At 55.3% G+C, this 20,705-nt stretch carries 21 protein-coding genes; 11 read left to right on the plus strand and 10 right to left on the minus strand.

Translation table 11 applies throughout. From position 1 onward, the window contains the following. Nucleotides 1–98: 98 nt before the first annotated feature. Complete coding sequence (locus EDB95_RS04625; RefSeq protein ID WP_133991043.1) at nt 99–1,574, minus strand: Gfo/Idh/MocA family protein; 1,476 nt, start codon at nt 1,572–1,574, stop codon at nt 99–101. 175 nt (nt 1,575–1,749) lie between these two features. On the opposite strand from EDB95_RS04625, the gene EDB95_RS04630 reads away from it, so the two are divergent. Continuing rightward, nucleotides 1,750–2,337, plus strand: coding sequence for a hypothetical protein (locus tag EDB95_RS04630; RefSeq protein ID WP_133991045.1), 588 nt, complete (start codon nt 1,750–1,752; stop codon nt 2,335–2,337). 163 nt (nt 2,338–2,500) lie between these two features. Next, a complete protein-coding gene (locus tag EDB95_RS04635; protein ID WP_133991047.1) occupies nt 2,501–2,971 on the plus strand; it encodes a hypothetical protein in 471 nt (156 codons plus the stop codon). Between the two features lie 335 nt (nt 2,972–3,306). Here the strand turns inward: EDB95_RS04635 and EDB95_RS04640 are convergent, their stop codons facing one another. Next, nucleotides 3,307–3,984 (minus strand): TetR/AcrR family transcriptional regulator, encoded by a 678-nt coding sequence (locus tag EDB95_RS04640; RefSeq protein WP_133991049.1) that lies wholly within the window; start codon nt 3,982–3,984, stop codon nt 3,307–3,309. 106 nt (nt 3,985–4,090) lie between these two features. On the opposite strand from EDB95_RS04640, the gene EDB95_RS04645 reads away from it, so the two are divergent. Beyond that, the gene (locus EDB95_RS04645) at nt 4,091–4,705 is read left to right on the plus strand and encodes a DUF502 domain-containing protein (protein ID WP_133991051.1); all 615 of its coding nucleotides are present in this window, start codon (nt 4,091–4,093) and stop codon (nt 4,703–4,705) included. Here the strand turns inward: EDB95_RS04645 and EDB95_RS04650 are convergent. The 8 genes from EDB95_RS04650 to paaA all read right to left on the minus strand — a co-directional run bounded on the left by EDB95_RS04650 (nt 4,695) and on the right by paaA (nt 10,553). After that, entirely contained in the window at nt 4,695–5,525 is an 831-nt protein-coding gene (locus tag EDB95_RS04650; protein WP_133991053.1) for a CPBP family glutamic-type intramembrane protease, read from the minus strand. The genes EDB95_RS04645 and EDB95_RS04650 overlap by 11 nt on opposite strands. A 4-nt stretch (nt 5,526–5,529) precedes the next feature. Further along, a complete protein-coding gene (gene obgE, locus EDB95_RS04655; RefSeq protein WP_133991055.1) occupies nt 5,530–6,534 on the minus strand; it encodes a GTPase ObgE in 1,005 nt (334 codons plus the stop codon). An 83-nt stretch (nt 6,535–6,617) separates the two neighbouring features. Next, complete coding sequence (locus tag EDB95_RS04660; protein ID WP_133991057.1) at nt 6,618–7,214, minus strand: acyltransferase; 597 nt, start codon at nt 7,212–7,214, stop codon at nt 6,618–6,620. A 1-nt stretch (nt 7,215) separates the two neighbouring features. Further along, a complete protein-coding gene (locus EDB95_RS04665; RefSeq protein ID WP_133991059.1) occupies nt 7,216–7,992 on the minus strand; it encodes an enoyl-CoA hydratase-related protein in 777 nt (258 codons plus the stop codon). Nucleotide 7,993: 1 nt separating this feature from the next. Further along, nucleotides 7,994–8,530: a 1,2-phenylacetyl-CoA epoxidase subunit PaaD gene (paaD, locus tag EDB95_RS04670; protein ID WP_133991061.1), complete on the minus strand. Its 537-nt coding sequence runs from the start codon at nt 8,528–8,530 to the stop codon at nt 7,994–7,996. Nucleotides 8,531–8,573: 43 nt separating this feature from the next. Further along, the gene (paaC, locus tag EDB95_RS04675) at nt 8,574–9,320 is read right to left on the minus strand and encodes a 1,2-phenylacetyl-CoA epoxidase subunit PaaC (RefSeq protein WP_133991064.1); all 747 of its coding nucleotides are present in this window, start codon (nt 9,318–9,320) and stop codon (nt 8,574–8,576) included. Between the two features lie 3 nt (nt 9,321–9,323). After that, nucleotides 9,324–9,608 (minus strand): 1,2-phenylacetyl-CoA epoxidase subunit PaaB, encoded by a 285-nt coding sequence (gene paaB, locus EDB95_RS04680; RefSeq protein ID WP_133991066.1) that lies wholly within the window; start codon nt 9,606–9,608, stop codon nt 9,324–9,326. Nucleotides 9,609–9,617: 9 nt separating this feature from the next. Further along, nucleotides 9,618–10,553, minus strand: coding sequence for a 1,2-phenylacetyl-CoA epoxidase subunit PaaA (gene paaA, locus EDB95_RS04685; RefSeq protein ID WP_133991068.1), 936 nt, complete (start codon nt 10,551–10,553; stop codon nt 9,618–9,620). A 126-nt stretch (nt 10,554–10,679) separates the two neighbouring features. Here paaA and EDB95_RS04690 point away from each other — a divergent pair, with 126 nt between their 5' ends. The 8 genes from EDB95_RS04690 (at nt 10,680) to EDB95_RS04725 (ending at nt 20,700) form a co-directional block, all read left to right on the plus strand. Continuing rightward, on the plus strand, nt 10,680–11,276 hold the full coding sequence (locus EDB95_RS04690) for an RNA polymerase sigma-70 factor (RefSeq protein ID WP_133991070.1): 597 nt from the start codon (nt 10,680–10,682) through the stop codon (nt 11,274–11,276). A 210-nt stretch (nt 11,277–11,486) separates the two neighbouring features. After that, nucleotides 11,487–12,038, plus strand: coding sequence for an ORF6N domain-containing protein (locus tag EDB95_RS04695; protein WP_162852481.1), 552 nt, complete (start codon nt 11,487–11,489; stop codon nt 12,036–12,038). A 9-nt stretch (nt 12,039–12,047) separates the two neighbouring features. Further along, nucleotides 12,048–12,575, plus strand: a complete 528-nt coding sequence (locus EDB95_RS04700; RefSeq protein ID WP_246073508.1) for an ORF6N domain-containing protein — start codon at nt 12,048–12,050, stop codon at nt 12,573–12,575. A 79-nt stretch (nt 12,576–12,654) separates the two neighbouring features. Then, nucleotides 12,655–13,719: a hypothetical protein gene (locus tag EDB95_RS04705; RefSeq protein ID WP_133991072.1), complete on the plus strand. Its 1,065-nt coding sequence runs from the start codon at nt 12,655–12,657 to the stop codon at nt 13,717–13,719. A gap of 65 nt (nt 13,720–13,784) precedes the next feature. Then, complete coding sequence (locus tag EDB95_RS04710) at nt 13,785–14,852, plus strand: FecR family protein (protein WP_133991073.1); 1,068 nt, start codon at nt 13,785–13,787, stop codon at nt 14,850–14,852. A gap of 186 nt (nt 14,853–15,038) precedes the next feature. Next, the gene (locus EDB95_RS04715; protein ID WP_162852482.1) at nt 15,039–18,338 is read left to right on the plus strand and encodes a TonB-dependent receptor; all 3,300 of its coding nucleotides are present in this window, start codon (nt 15,039–15,041) and stop codon (nt 18,336–18,338) included. Between the two features lie 18 nt (nt 18,339–18,356). Continuing rightward, the gene (locus tag EDB95_RS04720) at nt 18,357–19,847 is read left to right on the plus strand and encodes a RagB/SusD family nutrient uptake outer membrane protein (protein ID WP_133991077.1); all 1,491 of its coding nucleotides are present in this window, start codon (nt 18,357–18,359) and stop codon (nt 19,845–19,847) included. A 25-nt stretch (nt 19,848–19,872) separates the two neighbouring features. Continuing rightward, on the plus strand, nt 19,873–20,700 hold the full coding sequence (locus tag EDB95_RS04725) for a LamG domain-containing protein (RefSeq protein ID WP_133991079.1): 828 nt from the start codon (nt 19,873–19,875) through the stop codon (nt 20,698–20,700). Nucleotides 20,701–20,705: the final 5 nt, after the last annotated feature.

The raw sequence follows: 20,705 nt of genomic DNA on the forward strand, positions 1-20,705 counted from the left end.
CAAAGTAGAGTTATAGGCCTACCCCCCCTCGGCCTAGCGGGCTGGTTTGTACGCTAGGTCGTGGGTGGATAGGCCTGTTCCGTTTTAACTTTTAATGGTTATAGAACTTTCCAGCCGTCGCGGTAGGTTCGTTGGACGAACTGGTTGGCGTCGTCGAAGTTGGTTACTTTCATGGTGTCTCCGTCCCAGAGGAGGGTGATGTAGCGGCCGGGGTAGTCGTAGCCCTTGCCGGTGGCCCTGGGTTTGCGGATGTCGAAGCTGCGGATGGCCAGGTTGCCCATCAGGACGGTTTCCGTCAGGGGGCCGGCGATGTCGAAGGATGAGCTCAACAAGGAGGCTTCCTTACTGCCTGGCCCGGCGATCGCTGCTTCTACCCATTGGGCGTAGTGACCGTCTTCACCACCCTTCACCCTCGGGAGGGATTGGGGGGTGTGTACTTCGGCTGTCCTGGACGTGGGTAACAACTTCGGATCCCTGCCGTAGGTGGAACACATCATTTTACCCTTGGTGCCATAGATCAGGACACCGTTGCCGCCGTCCCCCATCATTTCGTTGGGACCCAGTTCTTCCGGGCGTTCGGGTTGTATGCCACCATCCATCCAGTGAAAGGTGACGTCGTTCAACTTATTCTTGTGGTGTTTGGAGGGCACCTTGAACTTGAGCACGACGTGGGAGGAAGGGGGAGGGCCGTCGGGAAAATAACCCCGCTGGAATTCGTCCACATATACGGACCCCACACTACACTCCGCCTGGTAAGGATACCCTAAACCAACGGTGCGGAACGCGGGTTCGATGATGTGGCAGCCCATGTCGCCCAGGGCGCCTGTACCGTAGTCCCACCAGCCCCGCCAGTTAAAGGGGACCAGTTTGTCGACATAGTCCTTATAAGGAGCGGTGCCCAGCCAAAGATCCCAGTTCAGTTCCGAGGGAACGGCATTGGCATTGGGCGGCCAGGCAATCCCCTGCGGCCAGACCGGACGATCCGTCCAGCAATAGATCGTGTGCGCCTCACCGATGACGCCGGCGTTGTACCACTCCCGCATCTGGCGCACCCCGTCCCCAGAAGAACCCTGGTTGCCCATCTGCGTGACCACGTTGTATTGTTTAGCCGCCTTGGTCATCTGCCGGGCCTCATAAATGTCGTGCGTCATGGGCTTTTGCACATACACGTGCTTGCCCAGCGACATGGCCGACAGGGCGATGATCGCGTGGTTATGGTCCGGGGTCGACACCGACACGGCGTCAAAATTCTTGTGCTCCTTATCCAGGAGCTCCCTCCAGTCCTTGTAATACTTTGCTTTGGGGAAATTGGCGCGGGTCTTGGCGCTGCGACGGTCGTCCACATCGCAGAGATAGGCGATCTCCGCCTTTCCGCTGGCATAGAAATTATGAATATCGCTTTCCCCCTTGCCACCGGCGCCAATACCGGCGACCACCAATTTGTCACTGGGGGCGATAAATCCACGGCCCAACACGTGCCGGGGTACGATCATAAAGCCCGCCGCGGCAAGAGAGGTATCCTTAATAAAATCCCTACGTGTGGTTGTTTTTGCCTTCGATTCCTGGTCGTTCATGCGATAAAGAATGTTTTTATGTGAGCAATCGAGTTAAAAAGTGCCCTTAAGGTAGCGATTTTACGCGTCGGGATCGTGCAAATACGCCAGCTAAATCGTTTTTTTAAATGATTCCAAACAATTATTGGTTTTTTCAAAAAGAACTGCTACATTAGTAGTATCAAATCCACTCCCTATGACCACTATCCATGCCCTTACCCTGGCCCTTGGTGTCGTCGGCTTTCCCGCCTTTTTGCTTAGCAAGCGCAAAACAAGCTCCCAACCGCAACATAGTCACAATAACAATAACTGGCTGGAACAGCTCCGGCTGGACCGCAACCCTTATCAGTCCCTGCGCTTTCTGGCGATCACGACGCCTCCCTATAAGTATAATGGCATCCAGGTAGACTCCGTTTATGGCGTGGTCATGGATTATCCCGTTAAAAACGGGACCGGTACGCTGGCTTCCTATATTACCGGCGAGTGCAGCCTCTATATGAGCAACGGGAGCGGGATCATCAACGGCGAGAAACACGAATCCGTCCGTTTATCCGCCATCGACCTGGTCGAACTGGCCAGCCGCAACATGAGCAGCGCCATCCCCACGACGCGCTACCCCGCCGCCACCAACGAATTTGTCCGCTTTTATATCCTGACCACGGAAGGTGTACGCACCTCCTGGTTCCGCGTTTCCGACCTCAACCGCCACGAAGAAGGCCACGCCCTGTTTGCCGAAGCCAACAAGGTGATCCGCGCCATGCAGCTCACGACCGTGTTGAACTAAACGCTTAACCCACAAAGGCAGTTAGTATCGTTGTCCATAGTTAAGTTAATCCGTACTCGTATCAAAACCAGGGAGCCTATCTAGGCTCCCTGCCTTTTTTGGCGGGGGCGGCGTCGCGGCGCGATTTTTTGCTGCTTCGGCGAGGATTCCTATATTCGTCCCCATGCGCAAAATCAAAAAACTCCCTGGCCACGTATGGACCCGTGCCCTGGGCTGGGGTCTGGCAGTAACGATGGCTTTCTCCTCCGGTTGTCATCAAGGCGGAGTGGACGTAAACTCCGACGGTACCCGGAAGGTCGTATCGACCCAGGCGGTGGCCTCCTATACCCAGAAAGTCAACGACAGCCTGAACAAAGAATGGTTTTTTTCCGTCCAGGTCTATGAAACCCCCAAACCTCTCGACTACCTCGTGCAGATGATTTACGAGGAAATGCACGAAGTCGATACCGTCCACTTCCCCGATATGGGCTACCCGATCAAACCCGCCGTCCTCAAAGGACCGGACTCGTTGACCTGCTATGTCGGGTTCCTCGACCCCAAGGGGCAATTCATGTATTACAAGAGCGTGTACGTGGAAAACAAGACGCTGAACCTTCGGACCATCCGAAAGTATACCGCCAGCGATACCCAATAGGCGATCTCCGAAGGGAACCCGGGGCGCAGCCCCGAAGGTGATCCGGGGCGCAGCCCCGAAGGGGATTCCAGGGGCGCAGCCCCTGAAGGGGTCCGGGGCGCAGCCCCGAAGGGGTCCGGGGCGCAGCCCCGAAGGGGTCCGGGGCGTAGCCCCGAAGGGGGATTACGAAGGGGGCGAAGCCCCCTTGGTCGCGACGCAAATGATAAATTTTTGCCCCAGCCTAAATTTTGACCTTAGGCTGGGGCAAAAATTTAGCCTCCCTGAAGACTCAGGGAGGCTTGAAATTCTTCCGCATCTCATAGAGCAGAAGAAGGTATTCAACCCATACCAACGATTTACGAACCCGTTTGCCCGATGGGCGGCGTTACGGGTACGACCGGTTTTTGCTGTCTTTCTTTCAGGTACCGGTGAATGAGTTTATTTCCCTCCGGAGAGGCAATACCGTAGAGGTAGTGTATGAACAATTCCTGTTGCAGGTCCGCCAGGCTAAAGGAGACCTCGCTGTAAAAATCTGCATGGAGGTTGAGGTGGATGGCATCCACCCGTGCCCTGGACAGAATATCGATACGGATTTCGGGGCGGTAAAGACCCTCTGCGATGCCTTTTTGAAGATTCTTTTCCACAATGCCCCGCATAAAGGTGTGCCGGTGGCAGTTTACCTTCTTGAAGGCCTCGGGGTGGAACTTCTCCATATCGTGTATCGCCACGGGATTGAGCGTCCGCAAATGTTCCAGGAAATTATCCTGGTTCAGGAACTCTTCATGGATCGCATTTTCACCACTGCCCACCACACGCATGCATTCCTCTCGCGACGCCTGCAGCTTCCGGTCGATCATCGACTGTACCAACTCTTCTTTATCCGCGAAATACTGGTAGATGGTCTTTTTGGACACACCCAACTGGGAGGCGATCTCGTCCATGGTGATGGACTTGACGCCAAACCGCATAAAAAGCTCGGTCGCTTTTTCCTGTATTCTTTCCTTCACATCCATACCCGGGCATTTCTTTGACAAAACTAAAGAAACTTTTTTTGTTACCAAAGTTTCCGCTTGTTATTTTTATTTATCCTGGACCGGGTGGGGGTATAACAGCCTACCTTTATCCCAAATACCATCCGGTATGTCCCTGAAAATTAGGTCATTTGGCCGTTTTATTTACAAAGTTATCCTGAACTATTTCCTCCAGGGGCTCATCATCCTGGCACCCATAGCGGTAACGGCGGTGGCGATATATACCATCTTTGACAAGGTGGACAGCATCCTCAGACCCTCCATCAATATCCCGGGGCTTGGCTTCCTGATCATCATCGGGGGCGTTATTCTGGTGGGCTGGATCAGCTCCTTCTTTGTCATGAGCCGGGTCCTCAGCATATTTGATCATTGGCTGGAACGTACGCCGGTGATCAAATTCATCTACTCCTCCCTGCGTGATTTCTTCGAAGCCTTTGCGGGGAACAAACGCAAGTTCGACAAGGCGGTGCTCGTCAATGTCAAGGGGGAAGATGTCTGGCAGGTGGGCTTCATCACCCAGGAAGACACGGCGGAGTTCGATTTACCGGGGTATGTCGCGGTGTATGTCCCCCAGTCTTACGCACTGGCGGGCCAACTCTACATTGTACCACGATCGAAGGTCCGGCTGTTGCCAAAGGTCAGTGCAGCGGAGGCCATGCGTTTTGCGATCAGCGGAGGTGTTACGGAAGTGGAAGTAGAGGAAGAAAAGATTCCTAGTGCATAGCCGCCCAGACTTCCAGCCCCCACGCCAGGCACAGGTGTAGCAGCACGCCCACGTAAATGCTCCGCGACTCCAGGGCAATGATACCCAGTAAAAGTCCGCCGAACAAGCTACTCACGCACTCTGCCATCGGTTTGCCAAAATGTACGGTGCAATAGAAAAGAGCCATCGGCAAGACCGCGTGGGCCCTGTCCTTGTCCGCCATGCCCAGGATCAGGAATCCGCGGAAAAAGAATTCCATGCTAAAGAGGTCGAGGCCGTAGCTGCCTTCAAAGAGGGCGAGGGGCGCGGCACCTCTCATTTTTGCCCGCGGGTACATCAGCAAAAAATCCGGCTGCCCCGCCGCATACCACAGGAGCGGGATCATCGCGAGCAGGAGATAAGGATAGTACGACCAGGTATCCGGTTGCTGCAGCCCATACAACGATTGCCGACCCCGGTCCCGGAGCAGCCAGAAGACGATGACAGGTATGATAAGGCAACACGAGCGAAGCGTGTATAGTGCCGTCAGCCCGTGTATAGGTAAGGTCGACTGGAGTCCGAATAAGATAGGGGCGATCAGAATGATCAAGTAGCTGCGGTGAACGCCGCGCATAAAAAGATGCTGCAACCCAAAGGCCGCCCAATAAGGCAACGCATACAGGAGGCAAGCCCGCGGAAACCGCGCCCCCCATCCGGATACACCCCTCACCCATTGCGCCTCCAGCCGGTAGGCGTAGTTCGCATATACCAACAGGGCGGCCAGGGCCAGGATGCTCAGCAGGTACCATGGACTTTTAGTGGCGGTCCAGTAGGTCCGGAAGTATGCGAACAGCGGTCGCATGGTTTTATTCAGTGGGCGGTGTGTTCAGTGCGTCCCAAAGCAGGTCCTTCAGCGCGGGAAGTCCCTGCCCGGTGATGGACGAAAAGAAAACGTGCGGAATACCTTCCGGCAACTCCTTTTCGATCCCCGCTTTCAGCTCGTCGTCCAGCATGTCGCTTTTGCTGATGCCGATGACAAACTGTTTGTCTAGCATTTCAGGGTTGTATTCTTCCAGCTCCCGTTCCAGGATCCGGAACTCTTCTCCATGATCCGCGCTGTCCGCGGGGATAAGGAAAAGCAGCACCGGGTTACGCTCGATATGCCTCAGGAAGCGATGCCCCAGGCCCTTGCCTTCGGCCGCGCCTTCGATGATGCCGGGTAAATCGGCTACGCAAAAGGACTTTCCACCCCTATAGTCCACCATCCCCAATTGAGGTATCAGGGTTGTGAAGGCATAGTCGGCGATCTTTGGCTTGGCCGCGCTGATGGACGAGAGCAGGGTTGACTTGCCCGCGTTGGGGAACCCCACGAGGCCCACGTCCGCCAGCACCTTTAGTTCGAGGACCTTCCACCCTTCGACCCCCGGCTCCCCGGGCTGGGCGTGTTCGGGGACCTGGTTGGTGGGGGTGGCAAAATTCGAGTTCCCCAGCCCGCCCCGGCCGCCCTTTAGCCAGATGATCTCCTGGCCGTCTTCCAGGATTTCGGCTTCTTCTTCCCCTGTTTCTTCGTCCCGGGCTACCGTGCCCAGGGGGACTTCTATATACGTGTCCTTTCCAAAGCGGCCGGTGCAGTTGTTCCCGCTCCCGCCCTCTCCGTTCTCCGCAATGACGTTTTTATAATACCGCAGGTGGAGCAGCGTCCATAGCTGGGCGTTCCCTTTCAGGATGATGTGCCCGCCCCTGCCTCCGTCTCCGCCGTCGGGGCCGGCCTGGGCGTTGTACTTCGTCCGCATGAAGTGCTTGCTCCCCGCGCCCCCGTGGCCGGATTTGCAAAACACGCGGATATAGTCGATGAAGTTGGTTTTTTCCATGTAGGGTGCAAAAATACGGGATTCCGCGCGGCCTGAGGCCGCCAAGCGGCGCGCGCCCGGTCCTCGTGGGCGCTGCGGCGGAGCTACTCGCGCCCGGGGTCCTTCCAGCTTTTGTACTCACCGGCGGCCGCATCGTAGCCCGGCGGCACCTCCCGCAAGGGCTCGCACGCCCGCGCGCCGCCGTGCATATCCGCCGGGAGGCGGCGGTAGAGGGCTGTGCCTTTATTTTTCCATACCAACATATCGTCCGGGACTTCCCGGATGATCCGGCCCGGGTTACCCACGACCAGGCTGCGGGGTGGGATCTGCATCCCCTCCGTGACCAGGGTCAGGGCGCCGATAATGGACCCTTCCCCGATAACCACCCGGTCCAGGACGACGCTGTTCATGCCCACCAGGCAGTGCTTGCCGATCCGCGCGCCGTGGATAATGGCGCCGTGGCCGATGTGGGCCTCTTCCTCCAGGACCACCGTGATCCCGGGGAACATGTGGACCACGCAATTTTCCTGGATATTACAGCCGTCGGCGATGCGGATGCCGCCCCAGTCTCCCCGGAGCATGGCACCAGGGCCGATGTAGACGTCCTTGCCGATGACGACGTTCCCGGTGACGACGGCCTGGGGATGGACATAGGCGGTTTCGTGGACGACGGGGGTGTGGGCACCAAAAGTGTAGAACATGTTATTGCCCCTTGAAAACAGGCGTGCGTTTTTCCAGGAAAGCCTGTACGCCTTCCCGGTAGTCTTCCGTACCCGCCGCTTGTTGTTGTAGGATATCCTCCAGGTGCAGTTGCTCCTCGAAGGTTTGATGAAACGACTGTTGAAGGGCTTCCTTGGTCAGTGCCAGCCCCCGCGTGGGCATATCCCCCAGTTGCACGGCCAGCGCCCAGGAGGCCTCCGCAAAAACATCATCCGCGAACACCTTATAGATCATCCCCATCCGTTCGGCCTCCGCGGCGGGGACTTTGTCCCCGAGCATGGCGAGGGCGGATGCCCGCTGCCAGCCGATCAGACGGGGGAGGAAGTAGGTGCCCCCGCTGTCCGGGATGAGACCAATCTTGGAAAAAGCCTGTACAAAGGAGGCGGACGCCGCCGCTACCACCACGTCGCAGCAAAGGGCAAGGTTGGCACCGGCGCCCGCGGCCACGCCGTTGACGGCGGCGACGACCGGTTTGGCCAGCCGGAAAATGCGGCGGACGATGGGATTATAGTGTTCTTTCAGGATGCGGTCCATACCCGGGCCGTGCGGATCGACCACTTCCGACAGGTCCTGGCCTGCGGAAAAACCCTTCCCGGCGCCGGTCAGGTAGACGGCCCGTATGCTGGGTCTGGCGGCGCATTCGTCCAGGGCTTCCTGGAGTTCCAGGGCCATCTCCCGGTTAAAGGCATTAAGCTTGGAGGGGCGTTCCAGGGTGATCCTGGCGACCCGTTGTTCGACGGTGAACGTTATGGAAGCCATGCTAGTGACTTTTGAAATAATCAAAGGGTTCCTGGCAGTCCTTGCACTTGTACAGGGCCTTGCAGGCCGTAGACCCGAACCGGCTCACCATCTCGGTATGATACGACCCGCAGTGCGGACAACGCACCGACTCGTCCTGCTGGAACAAGTCCAGGGAGCACACCGAAGGGACGGAATTGGGTGGGGCGATGCCAAAGGCCTCCAGCTTTTCCCTGGCCGCTTCGCTCATCCATTCAGTAGACCAGGCCGGGGAAAGGGCCGTCCGGACATCCACCGGGGTATACCCCGCGGCGATCAAGGTCATACGGATGTTCATGCGGATGACGTCCACGGCCGGACATCCGTTGTAGGTAGGTGTGATCATCACCGTCACCCCGGGGAACGCCCCCTGCTCGGATGCCGGGTATACCCGAACGTCACGGACAATCCCAAGATCCAGGATGGACAATACAGGGACCTCGGGGTCCGGTATATTTTCCAGCAGTTCCATGACGTGTCTCGGGTCGGATAAGGTTTTTATAGTCGCTGTGTCGCTCATTATATGGCAAATATCGTTAACCCGGTGTAATAAACACCAGGTATTACCACGTGCTTCCCGGATAAGCCCGTTGCATAAACTGCATTTCCGCAAGAACGTACCCCAGGTGTTCCGAATGCGCCCCGGTTTTTCCCCCCGCCTGGAAGGCCGGCGCCAGCGGCACTGTCAGCCCCGCCTGCCCCAAAACCCTACGGACGTGCTCCATCCAGGACCCTTCCAGGCTGTCCACGGCTACCGCCACCCCGGCTTCTACCAGGACTTCTTCGTAGGGTGCCGGCCGGAACAGCTCTCCGGTATACATCCACAACGTTTCCAGGGCCTTCAGCAGACGCGCCCGGCTTTCCTCCGTCCCATCCCCCAGCCGGACCACCCATTCCCCGCTCCAACGCAGGTGATAGGTGACCTCCTTCAACGACCTCGTTCCGATGGCTGACAGTTGTTCGTCCGTGCTCGTCTTCATCGCCTTATACAGTTCATACTGGTAAGCGCTGAAAAAGAACTGCCGCAGCGTCGTGTGTGCCCAATCCCCGTTCGGCTGCTCCACCAGCAAACAATTCCGGTACTCGTACACGTCCCGGAGATAGGCCAGGCTGTCCTCCGTGACACCATCCCCCAAAACCGTGGCCGCATATTGGTAAAACAACCGTGCCTGCCCGATAAGGTCCAAGGCGATATTCGTGAGGGCGATGTCCTGCTCCAGTACCGGGCCATGCCCGCACCACTCGCTGTTGCGGTGGCCGAGAACAAGGGCGTCGTCCCCCAAATGAAGAAGATAGGTAGGTAAGGGCATGGGCTAAATATTCTTTACTTCCGGTGGAAGTTGATAAAACGTAGGATGCCGGTAAATCTTGTCCGAGGCCGGGTCAAAAAGACTGTCCGCTTCACCCGGGTCCGAGGCGTGGATATACTTGCTCTCCACCACCCAGATGCTGACCCCTTCTTGTCTGCGTGTATAGACGTCCCTCGCGTTCTCGACCGCCATCGCCGCGTCCGCCGCATGGAGACTCCCCACGTGTTTGTGATCCAGGCCCTGCCTGCTTCTTATAAAGACTTCCCATAAAGGCCATTCCGTAGCCATAGCTGTCATTTATGCAATTGCGACTTTCTTTTTAAGCTTATGCGCATGGGCTTCCGCCGCTTCCCGGACCCAGGCCCCGTCCTCCCATGCTTTGACCCTCGCTTCCAGGCGCTGCCGGTTACAGGGCCCGTTCCCCGAGATCACCGCCTTGAATTCCGACCAGTCAATTTCCCCCGTCCGGTAGTGCCCTGTTTCCGTGTCGAATCGCAAATCCCTGTCCGGGACCGTCAATCCAAGATACGTCGCCTGCTCTACCGTTATATCTACGAATTTTTGCCTTAGCTCGTCATTGGAAAAGCGCTTTATCCGCCAACGCATACTTTGGGCGCTGTGGGGAGAGTCGTCGTCCCGGGGCCCGAACATCATCAGGGTCGGCCACCACCACCGGTTCAGTGCATCCTGCGCCAGGCGTTTCTGCGCCTCCGTACCCCTGCACAGCGTCAGCATAATCTCGAACCCCTGCCGCTGGTGAAAGCTCTCCTCCTTACAGATACGCACCATCGCCCGCGCATACGGCCCGTACGACGCCCGGCAAAGCGGCACCTGGTTCATGATCGCCGCCCCGTCCACCAGCCAGCCGATCGCCCCGATGTCCGCCCAGGTCAGCGTCGGGTAATTAAAGATCGACGAGTATTTCGCCTTCCCGGTATGCAACTGGTCATACAGTTCGTCCCGGCTCACCCCCAGCGTTTCCGCAGCCGAATACAGGTACAATCCATGCCCCGCTTCGTCCTGGACCTTGGCCAGCAAGGCCGCCTTGCGCCTCAGGCTAGGCGCCCGGGTAATCCAATTCGCTTCCGGCAACATCCCCACAATCTCGCTATGCGCGTGCTGGCTGATCTGCCGGATCAAGGTTTTCCGGTAGTCCTCCGGCATCCAATCCGTCGGCTCGATCCGGATCTCCCTGTCCACCTTGTCCTGGAAAATAAAGCCACGTTCCTCCATGTTCCAAAGATAATTAAATCCGATCAACCGCTAACATTTGTTAGTGTTTTTGAGCGTCTTCCGTACGGAATTGTGACTTTTATCGTTATTTTGTTGGGGCTTAAACTAATTGCTTGCGGCTCAGACATGCACGGTAAATTGAAATATTTACAGGAAGGCATAGCCTGTGGTGATCAGGGCGCTTTAAAGGAATTGTACCGTCTTTTGTATAAAAAGCTAGTACAGTTCGCCTATGTTCTTGTGCGCTCCCGGGAAATCTCCGAAGAAGTCGTTGAAGACGTCTTCATCAAACTCTGGAGCCGCCGTTCCCAGGTCATGAACATCCAGAACCTAAAGGTCTATCTCTATATCGCCACCAAAAACACCGCCCTCAACTACCTCTCCAAAAAAGCCATCGAACTCACCACGGCGCCCTTCGACTACCTCGACATCGAAACCGCCGAAGTCGGCGCTTCTCCCGAACAGCTCATGATCACGGCGGAAATGCTCCGCAAGATGCAGGCGGCTGTCGATGCGCTACCGCCGCGGTGTAAAATGATCTTTAAACTCATCCGGGAGGACGGGCTCCGCTACAAGGAAGTCTCCGACATCCTCGGCATCTCTGTCAATACCATCGATGCCCAGATGGCGATTGCCGTCAAACGGATTAGCGCGGCGCTTGTTGTTGATCTTTCGCCGCGGGTGCGTAAGGATGCGGCGAAAGGGAAGAATTCTGCTGTGTAAATACGGATGGGGTCCGCATTTGTTGCGGAGTCATTGTCAAGGGATTGGCGTGAACCCTGGCGCTTCTATTTGTTTATACTTTATTGATTGTCAAGGCGTAATGCGGGTTTTAAATATGTAGAAACATATAGAAGCAAAAAAAATATTTCCGGGGGAGGATATTACATGCTACTGTAAATAATACAAATTTGGGGTGAGAAGGTATTAACTATGGAAAAGGCGATGGCATTGGCAGATGACGCGATCATCAGCAAAATCTACCTTATCAGAGGACAAAAGGTCATGATAGACCGCGACCTGGCCGGGTTGTACGGGGTAGAGACCAAGCGGTTGAAGGAGGCGGTACGGCGTAATGCGGAACGGTTCCCTGAAGACTTCATGTTCGAGATGAGCCGGGGAGAGTTCACGGAATGGAGGACGCAAAATGCGACCTCCACTAAAGGAGACCGTCAGGGGTTGCGTCATGAGCCGTTTTGTTTTACTGAGCAAGGGGTTACGATGTTGTCCTGCGTGTTGAATAGCGAACGGGCAATCCAGGTAAATATCAAGATCATTCGGATTTTTACACGGATGCGAGAGATGATTCTGACCCACAAAGACATCCTGCTGAAACTGGAACAGTTGGAAAGACAAGTGGTACAAAATAGCCAAGACATACAGATGATCTTCGCGGCGCTCAAAGAGTTGTTGAATCCCCCCATTCCTATCATTAACTTTTTAAGGTCGCATTTTGCGACCTTAAACCAATATCATTCATTTTAAACGCGCGATATGGCAGAAGAGAGGCAGGGGTTGACCGTACCTGAAGAACGCATCATGACTAAGATTGTGATACTGCGTGAGGAAAAAGTCATACTGGACGTGCACCTGGCGGAATTATATGGTGTAGAAACGCGTGCATTGAAACAGGCGGTTCGACGCAACTTGGAACGGTTTCCAGAGGATTTTATGTTCCAACTATCAGATAATGAGGTGGATACAGTGGTATCACAAAATGTGATACCACACCGGAAGTACCTGGGCGGGGCAACTCCGTTTGCTTTTACAGAAACAGGCGTAGCCATGCTGTCGAGCGTCCTAAAGAGTCCAGCAGCGATAGAAATGAATATAGCCATCATGCGCACGTTTGTAGCGCTGCGGAAGCTGTCGGTGAACTATCAGGAAGTAATGCGAATTGTTCAGGAAATGCGAGGGCAATATGATGCGCAGTTCGAAGAGGTGTTTAGGCTGTTGGAACATCTGGTCAATCCGCCCCAGCCGCACCGGCAAATGATTGGTTTTAAGGCAACCGGCGAATAAAGATAATTTTCGATTATGTAGGAATCCACATACATTAGCGACACAAAACTCCATTTCCTCTACCACCTAATCCTTTTGTATGCAACTCACAAAAGCACTTCTTTTTACGCTCTCCCTCTTCCTATACACCCCTTTCCTTTTTGCCCAGTGGACAACCACAGGTAATAATATTTATAACTCCAATACCGGGAACGTCGGAATAGGTACGACGCTACCTGCCGGTTTCCTGGATGTGGGAAAGCCGGCGGATAGTGTTTTGGCTTCGGTATTGGGAAGGGTGCCGGAGGGAAACTCCAGTGGTATCGGAACTTATCTGGGGGTAAGAACCGGCGGGACACAGCCGGGGAGTATCATGTCTTTTTCCCTGGAACATCGGTTTTACGGCTATCTCAATAGTGCGATAAATTTTTACCGCGGTGGTGCAACAACGGGTGGCTTTCTAACCTTTTCGACCAACAATGGGACGGAACAGATGCGCCTGGACCCCAGTGGGAACCTGGGCATTGGTACGACCACCCCTGCCGCCCGGGCGGATGTGGCGGGGTCGTTCATCGCAGGGGGCACCAATGTCAATTCAAACACGACCAAGTTGATGGTGAGGAACACCGCCGGAAAGGTGTGGGCGATCAGCTCGGGCGAAAACCAGGTTAATGAGACCAATTTTGGGATTTACGACTGGTCCGACAATACAACGTCTCCCTACCTTTCTATTACCACGGGAGGGAATGTACTCATAGGAAAAGTAGCACAGGTTAATTCGTCCTATATGCTGGATGTGGCCGGCAATGTGCGGGCAAACCAGGTGACGGTGAATACGACGGGCGCGGACTTTGTGTTTGATTCTTCCTATTCGCTCCCTTCTTTGGGCAGTATTCAGGACTATATTGTCCGGAACCATCATTTGCCGGGTATTGCACCTGCCGCGTCGATGAGGGAACAAGGGGTGAATGTCGGAGAGAATCAGACGAAACTTCTTCAAAAAATTGAAGAGTTGACTTTATACGCGATCGACGCGGATAAGCGATCCTCCAGGCAGGATGCGGTGATTGATCGGCAGCAAAAACTTCTCCTGGAGCTGCAGGCGCAATTGAAGGCGCAGCAGGTGGAGATTGACCGGCTGAAGGCGCAACAGGCTACCCATTAAAAAAATTCCTCTCCCCCCTTAGTAGATACCGGTCTCTTCTCCTGTCCTTATAGCAAGGCGTTGCTATGGACCAAAACCGCATATGGGTATTGATGGCCCGGAAACTGGCGTTGGAAGCCAGTCCGGCCGAATTGGAAGAGCTGGAAAAGGTGATTCGTGATCACCCTGAATGCCAGGCCGCCCTGGACCTGACCCAGGCGTATTGGGACCAACACCCGGATACCCCTCTCACGGACAAGGAGATAGAAGAGGCTCTTGATAAGATACTGCATACGGGGACGCATGGCCCTGTTTGGGACGAATGGGAACGGACTACAAGAAGGAGCCGTGTAAAAAGAAAATGGGCCGCCGTCGCATCGGTATGCGTAGCCGCCGCCGGCGTCGCTCTTTGGGTCACACGTACACCAAAAACCGAAAAGCCTCAGCCCGTAGCGGACACCCAAGTCCAAACCCGCCCGGGCACCCGCACGAACCTCCTGTTGCCGGACGGCACGTCGGTCTGGCTGAATGCTGGGTCGAACCTGAGTTACCCTCCGGCCTTCAACGGCAAAAACCGGGAAGTAGTGCTGGAGGGCGAAGCCTTTTTCGACGTGGCGAAAAACCCCGCACATCCTTTTATAGTACATACCGTATCCATGACCATCCGCGTCCTGGGGACGTCCTTCGACGTAAAGGCGTATGCAGGGGACAAAACGGCGGAGGCGACCCTGATCAAGGGAGCCATAGAAGTGACTTTCAAAAACCGGCCGGAAGAAAAGATCCTGCTAAAGCCAAACCAGAAGCTGGTGGTGCCGGAGGAAGACACGGCGAACGTAGCGGTAAAAGCGGGCAAAGCGCCAAAGGGGACGGAGATCCTCCCCCCCACGATTGACACCCACACGGGTGTCGTGATCGAAACCGCCTGGACCGCCAACAAACTCGTCTTCCAGGACGAATCCTTCCGGGACCTGGCGACCCAGATGGAGCGCTGGTACGGCGTGGCCATTCAATTCGACCAGCAAAAACTGGGGGACCTGAGGTTTACGGGCAGCTTTGAAAAAGAAACCATCCAGCAGGCGCTGGCGGCATTGCAATTGACTGCAGACTTCACCTACACAATTCATGAAAACCAAATCACTATTTATGAGAGATGACTGATGGCTAACAAACAAAACGGGGAATGTTGACGCATCCCCCGCAAGGTTAACTGAAAACCAGGCGGAGCAATGACTGTAGCACCCTGGGTTTCGCATTTTGATAACCCCAAGTTTAAAAGTATGAAAAAAATTCTAACGATGGGGAGGTGGTGTCCCCATGCCGTAAAAAAAGCGTTTTTCATCATGAAACTAACTGTGCTGCTGGTATTGGCGACCACGCTTCAGGTCTCGGCGAAGGTCAACGGGCAGGCAAAGATCTCGCTCCACCTGGACAAGGTAGAGATTTCGCGGGCGTTGAATTCGATCGAGCGCCAGGGCGTTTATCATTTCCTGTATAATAGCCGGTTGAGCGGCATCGAGCAGAAGGTGTCGATAGATGCGAAGGAGGAGGATGTAAGGGACGTGCTGACACAGATGTTTACGGGCACAGACCTGACCTACAAAATGTTGGAAAACAACCTGATTGTCGTATTGTCCGCGAAACCCGCCCCGCAGGACATCAAGGTGACGGGCCGCGTGACGGGTGCGAGCGGGGAATCCGTGGTGGGGGCTTCTGTCACGGTAAAAGGAACTTCCAATGGTACCACCACGGATTATAACGGCGGATTTACGCTGACGGTCCCTGACGGAGGGGTATTGGTTATTTCATCGATTGGTTTCAAGACGCAGGAGGTACCGGTCAGTGGTCAGTCGGTGATCAATATAAAGATGGACCCTTCTAGCAAGGTGATGGACGAGGTGGTGGTCGTGGGGTACGGGGTGCAGCGTAAAATAGATGTTACAGGTGCCGTGTCGACGGTCAAGGGAGACGAGATCGCCAGGCAGGCGTCGGTGAACCCGATCAGCGCCCTGCAGGGGAAGGTGGCCGGGGTGCAGATCACCAATTCGGGGTCACCGGGAGCGGCTCCCCAAATATTGATCAGAGGGTTGGGTACCTATTACGGGTCTACGGGGCCCCTTTATGTTGTGGATGGTGTGTGGGTGTCCGACGTGAGTTTCCTGAACCCGGCGGACATAGAAACGCTGAGTGTACTCAAGGACGCGTCGAGCGAGGCCATTTATGGGATCAACGGCGCCAACGGTGTGATCGTGATCACCACGAAGAAAGGGAGCAGGAGCGGGAAAACAACGGTTACCTATAACGGATCGGTGGGCTATCAAAAAGTGACCAACCAGGTCAAGATGGCGGACGCCTACCAGTACGCGGTCATGTTTAACGAGCTGGGCAGGGCCACCAATAGTAACCCGGTTCTCCTGGATTCTTCCCAGTTCGGAACAGGCACCAACTGGTTTGACCAAATCCTGCGGAATGCCCTGGTGACCAATCACCAGGTGGACGTGAGCGGGGGAACGGACAAGTCGAGTTACAATTTCTCCTTGGGGTACCTATACCAGGATGGCGTGTTGAAGGATAACGACTACCAGCGTTATACGGCACGTATGCAAAACGACTTCCAGATCACGAAGAACATAAAGCTGGGCTATACGGCAGTGGGGATGTACGCAACCTCCGATGATCCCCCCGGGGGGATCTGGCACGAAATCTATTCGGCGCCTCCCGTTGTACCCGTTTATTTCAAAGAGGGGAACTATGGTGACCCGGGCTATTACGGCTTGGGGCAGGCGGTGTCCAATCCGCAGGTGTCGCTGGACTTCAACCATGCACAGTCCAGGGACTATAATCTTACCGGGGGCGCTTACCTGGACATCAAATTTCTTAAACACTTCACCTGGCATACGAACATCGGCGGGGAGTATATCATGAATGCATCCAGGAATTACGTGCCCGTGTACAAGGCTACTTCTACCCAGGCGAATTCTGTGAGCAGCCTTAGCATCATAAACTACGACACACGTAAGTGGATTGCCGAAAACACCCTGACCTATAGCAATATTTTTGGGGATCATTCGATCACCGCGCTGGTGGGTCAACACGCCGACTATTACTTTTATGACGAGGTGCACATGAGCGCCACGGGTGTTCCCAACCAGTCCTCCGGGAACTGGTACCTGGGGTTGGGGAACGGTGGGAGCGGGACCGTTTCCGACGTAGACCCGAATACGTATAACCCGGCATATCCCCTGGAGTCAACGGTATCGTCGTATTTCGGACGGGTTCAATACAGTTATAAGGACCGGTACAGCCTCAACGCAACCATGCGGGGAGACGGTTCGTCAAAATTCATCGGGTCTAATCGTTGGGGGTATTTCCCGTCGGTAGGCGCCGCGTGGATTGTGACCGGGGAGAATTTTATGCAGAACCAGCACGTCTTCAATACCCTGAAAGTAAAGGGCAGTTGGGGTAAGGTGGGGAACGTGGCTATCCCCACCTTTGTCAGCACCCTCACCAGCGTATCGGGGGGAGGCTATAGCGTGATCTACGGAAATACGGGCGTCATTTCCAACGGGGTGAGCGTTGCCAGCATCACCCCTCCGCCCCTTGCCTGGGAAAAGGGCGTAGGCACGGACATCGGTCTGGAGGCGGTGACACTGGCCAACCGGTTGTCGATCGAAGCCGACTATTACAACAAGACAACACAGGGTTTTGTTTTCCAGGTGAACATACCCGGATCGGTAGGCGCGGCCACGTCCTACATCATTACCAACGTGGGCAATATCCGCAACCGGGGCTTTGAGCTGTCTCTGAACTGGAAGGACAACATCAGCAAGGACTTTTCCTACAGCATCGGGGGCAATGTGACGATCAACAACAACCAGGTGGTGTCGAACAGTGCCGGTTCCCAGAAGATCTACAACGGTGGCGAAGGCGCTACCGGTGGCCTTTTCACGACGGTCACCACCCTTGGCCAGCCCATCGGCGAATACTATGGCTACAAAGTCGTCGGCGTCTTCCAATCCGCCGCCGACGTAGCAGCCTACAAGGACAGCAAAGGAAATCTTTACCAACCTAGCGCCCAGCCGGGCGATTTTAAGTACGCCAGCACCACGGGGGTGGGGCCCATTTCGGGCAACGACCGCCAGTACCTGGGGAACCCGAACCCGAAGTATACTTATGGCATCAACACGAACTGGGCATACAAGCATTTCGACCTGAGCGTGGATGTACAAGGCGTGGCAGACGTCAGCGTGTATAATGCGAATAAAGGATTAAGGTATGGCGCGGAAAACTGGACCCAGGACTTTTACAACAAACGCTGGCATGGTGCGGGGACGTCCAACAGCTATCCTTCCGTCAATATTGGAGGCGGTACGAACTATAATCCGAATTCCTGGTTTGTGGAAAGCGGAAGTTATTTCAGGATCAGGAACCTCCAACTGGGGTATACGGTACCGAGTAACGTCCTAAACCGGCCATGGATACAGAAGATCAGGGTATATGCCGATGCTCAGAATCCCTTCAACTTCTTCAAGTACACCGGGTTCTCACCCGAGATCGGGGGGACCCCGGGCAATGCGGGCATAGACAACAGCATTTACCCGCTTTATGCGACGTATAGGCTGGGGGTGACCCTCACATTTTAAACCCTAATCGATGAAGTTATGAAAATCAAATTCATATATATATACGGTGCCCTCGGGCTGGGTGTGCTGGCCGCGGGCTGCTCCAAGAGTTTCCTGAATGTGCCGGTACAAGGGCAGCAGCCCGCGGTCCAGTTGTGGCAAACGGCCACCGACGCGGGTAACGCCGTAAATGCCATTTATGCTAACCTCCGGGGCTGGAACAACACGGCTTTCGCGGCGATCGCGGTCGAAAGCCTGGGTTCCGACGACGCGATAAAAGGGAGCGTTCCGACGGATGCGACCTTTATGAACGAATACGACCAGTTTACGATCACCGCAACGGAGGGCCAACTGGACGGATTCTGGACGGGGCAATACCAGAACATCAACCTGTGTAATCAGGTATTGGATAATGTGCCGGGCATCAATATGGACGGTTCCCTGAAGGCCCGTTACCTGGCCGAAGCGAAGTTTGTACGCGCCTATTCCTATTTCCGGCTGGAACGCGCGTTTGGGTATATCCCGCTCGTACTGACCGTGCCCAAGACGGCCGCCCAGATCAACCCGCCCCAAAACACCCCCGCCCAGGTATGGGCGGCTATCGAACAGGATTTGACGGACGCCGCCTCGGTATTGCCGCAGAGCTACGGTGCGACAGACATTGGACGGGCAACGAAGGGGGCGGCCTTGTCGCTGCACGCCAAAGTGGCGCTGTACCAGAAGAAGTGGAGCGACGTCGTCAACTATACGAAACAGGTGATGAACCTGGGGTACGCCCTTTTCCCCAACTATGAACAGATGTTCCGTATCGCCAACGATAATTGTTCCGAATCCGTCTTCGAGATCCAGTGTAGTTACGTACAGGGGAATTCCGGGATCAACAGCAGCCAGTATTCACAAGTGCAAGGAGACAGGGATGTGAGTCCTTCGGTAGGTTGGGGCTTCAACGAACCCACCCAGAACCTGGTCAATGAATTCGAGACCGGCGACAATCGGTTGATGGGTACCGTTTTGATGGCGGGGACGACAACCCCCGAGGGGGATGTGGTTCCCCTTCCGTCGGCGGGGGCACCCAGCATGTACAATATGAAATCCTATGTGCCCTTCGCCCGTGCGGCTGCCCATGACGCCGCGGGTAACCCGGGTTGTGAACAGCACGTACGTGTGTTGAGGTACGCCGACGTCCTCCTGATGAACGCGGAAGCGAACAACGAAATGGGAGACGCCACTGACGCCCTGTCTTCCCTGGAAATGGTCCGTGCGCGGGCACGGGCTTTCAGCCAGAACCCTGCGGTGGACATACCCGCCGTGACGACAACGGACCAGACGCAACTCAGAACGGCGATCTACCACGAACGGAGGGTTGAACTGGCTATGGAAAACGACCGTTATTTCGACGTCATCCGCCAGGGAAGGGCCGCCACCGTATTCGGCCCCCTGGGTTGGACGAGCATCAACCAATACTGGCCGATTCCCCAGAATGAAATCGATGTATCCGCGGGTGTCCTCAAGCAGAACAACGGATACTAATCTTCTTCACACAATAAGATAGTGTATGAAAAATATTAAATATGGTATTTGCGTACTGGCGATTCTTGGGGCGTTTTCCTGTCAGAAAAAGTTCGATCCCAACAGCTATAAACCTTCCGAAAGTTTTGGCGGGTACAGCGCCTCCAGCCAGATCGCTACGGCAAACTTAGTGGCCTATTTTGGCTTCGAAGGCTCCCTGATAGACAGCGTGTCCGGCACACAGGGCACTGCCTCCGGCACCACCTATGGCACCGGTATCATCGGGCAGGGTTTGGCGGTAGGCCTGAACAACTATGCCACGTTTGCCATGACCAAGGCTTTGCAGGGTGTTCAAAGCGCCACCATTTCCTATTGGGTGAACACCACGGAAAATACGACGGGTATACAGGAGCCGATATGCTTTGTCAACGCGTCGCAGTTCTGGAGCAATTTCGAGACATTTTTCGACGGGCAGACGGCAACCGCCGCCGTCCTGAAAATCCACTGTTTCGGAAACGGGGGCGCCAGCGAGGAATGGCTCACCAACTGGTCGCTTGCCAACCCCTGGAGTGCCTGGAACCATATCGTGGTGACCTACGATGAACCCAGCACGACCTTTACGTTGTATGTAAACGGAACCGCGAAAGGCAGCGCGACCGCTGCCAGTTTCGGCGCCCTCAATATGGCCAATACCAATACGATCGTCTTCGGGACGACCCAGTTTGAGACGACCCCCAGCCAGACCTCGGGGGCGACCTCTCAACCCTGGGCCAGCTTTGTTTTGGGCACCATGGACGAGGTGCGTATTTATAACACGGCTTTGAGCGCCAGCGACGTGGCGGCGCTGTATAAGCTGGAACTCTTAGGCAGATAGTTTTC

This window comes from Dinghuibacter silviterrae, from assembly GCF_004366355.1.
GTDB lineage: Bacteria > Bacteroidota > Bacteroidia > Chitinophagales > Chitinophagaceae > Dinghuibacter > Dinghuibacter silviterrae.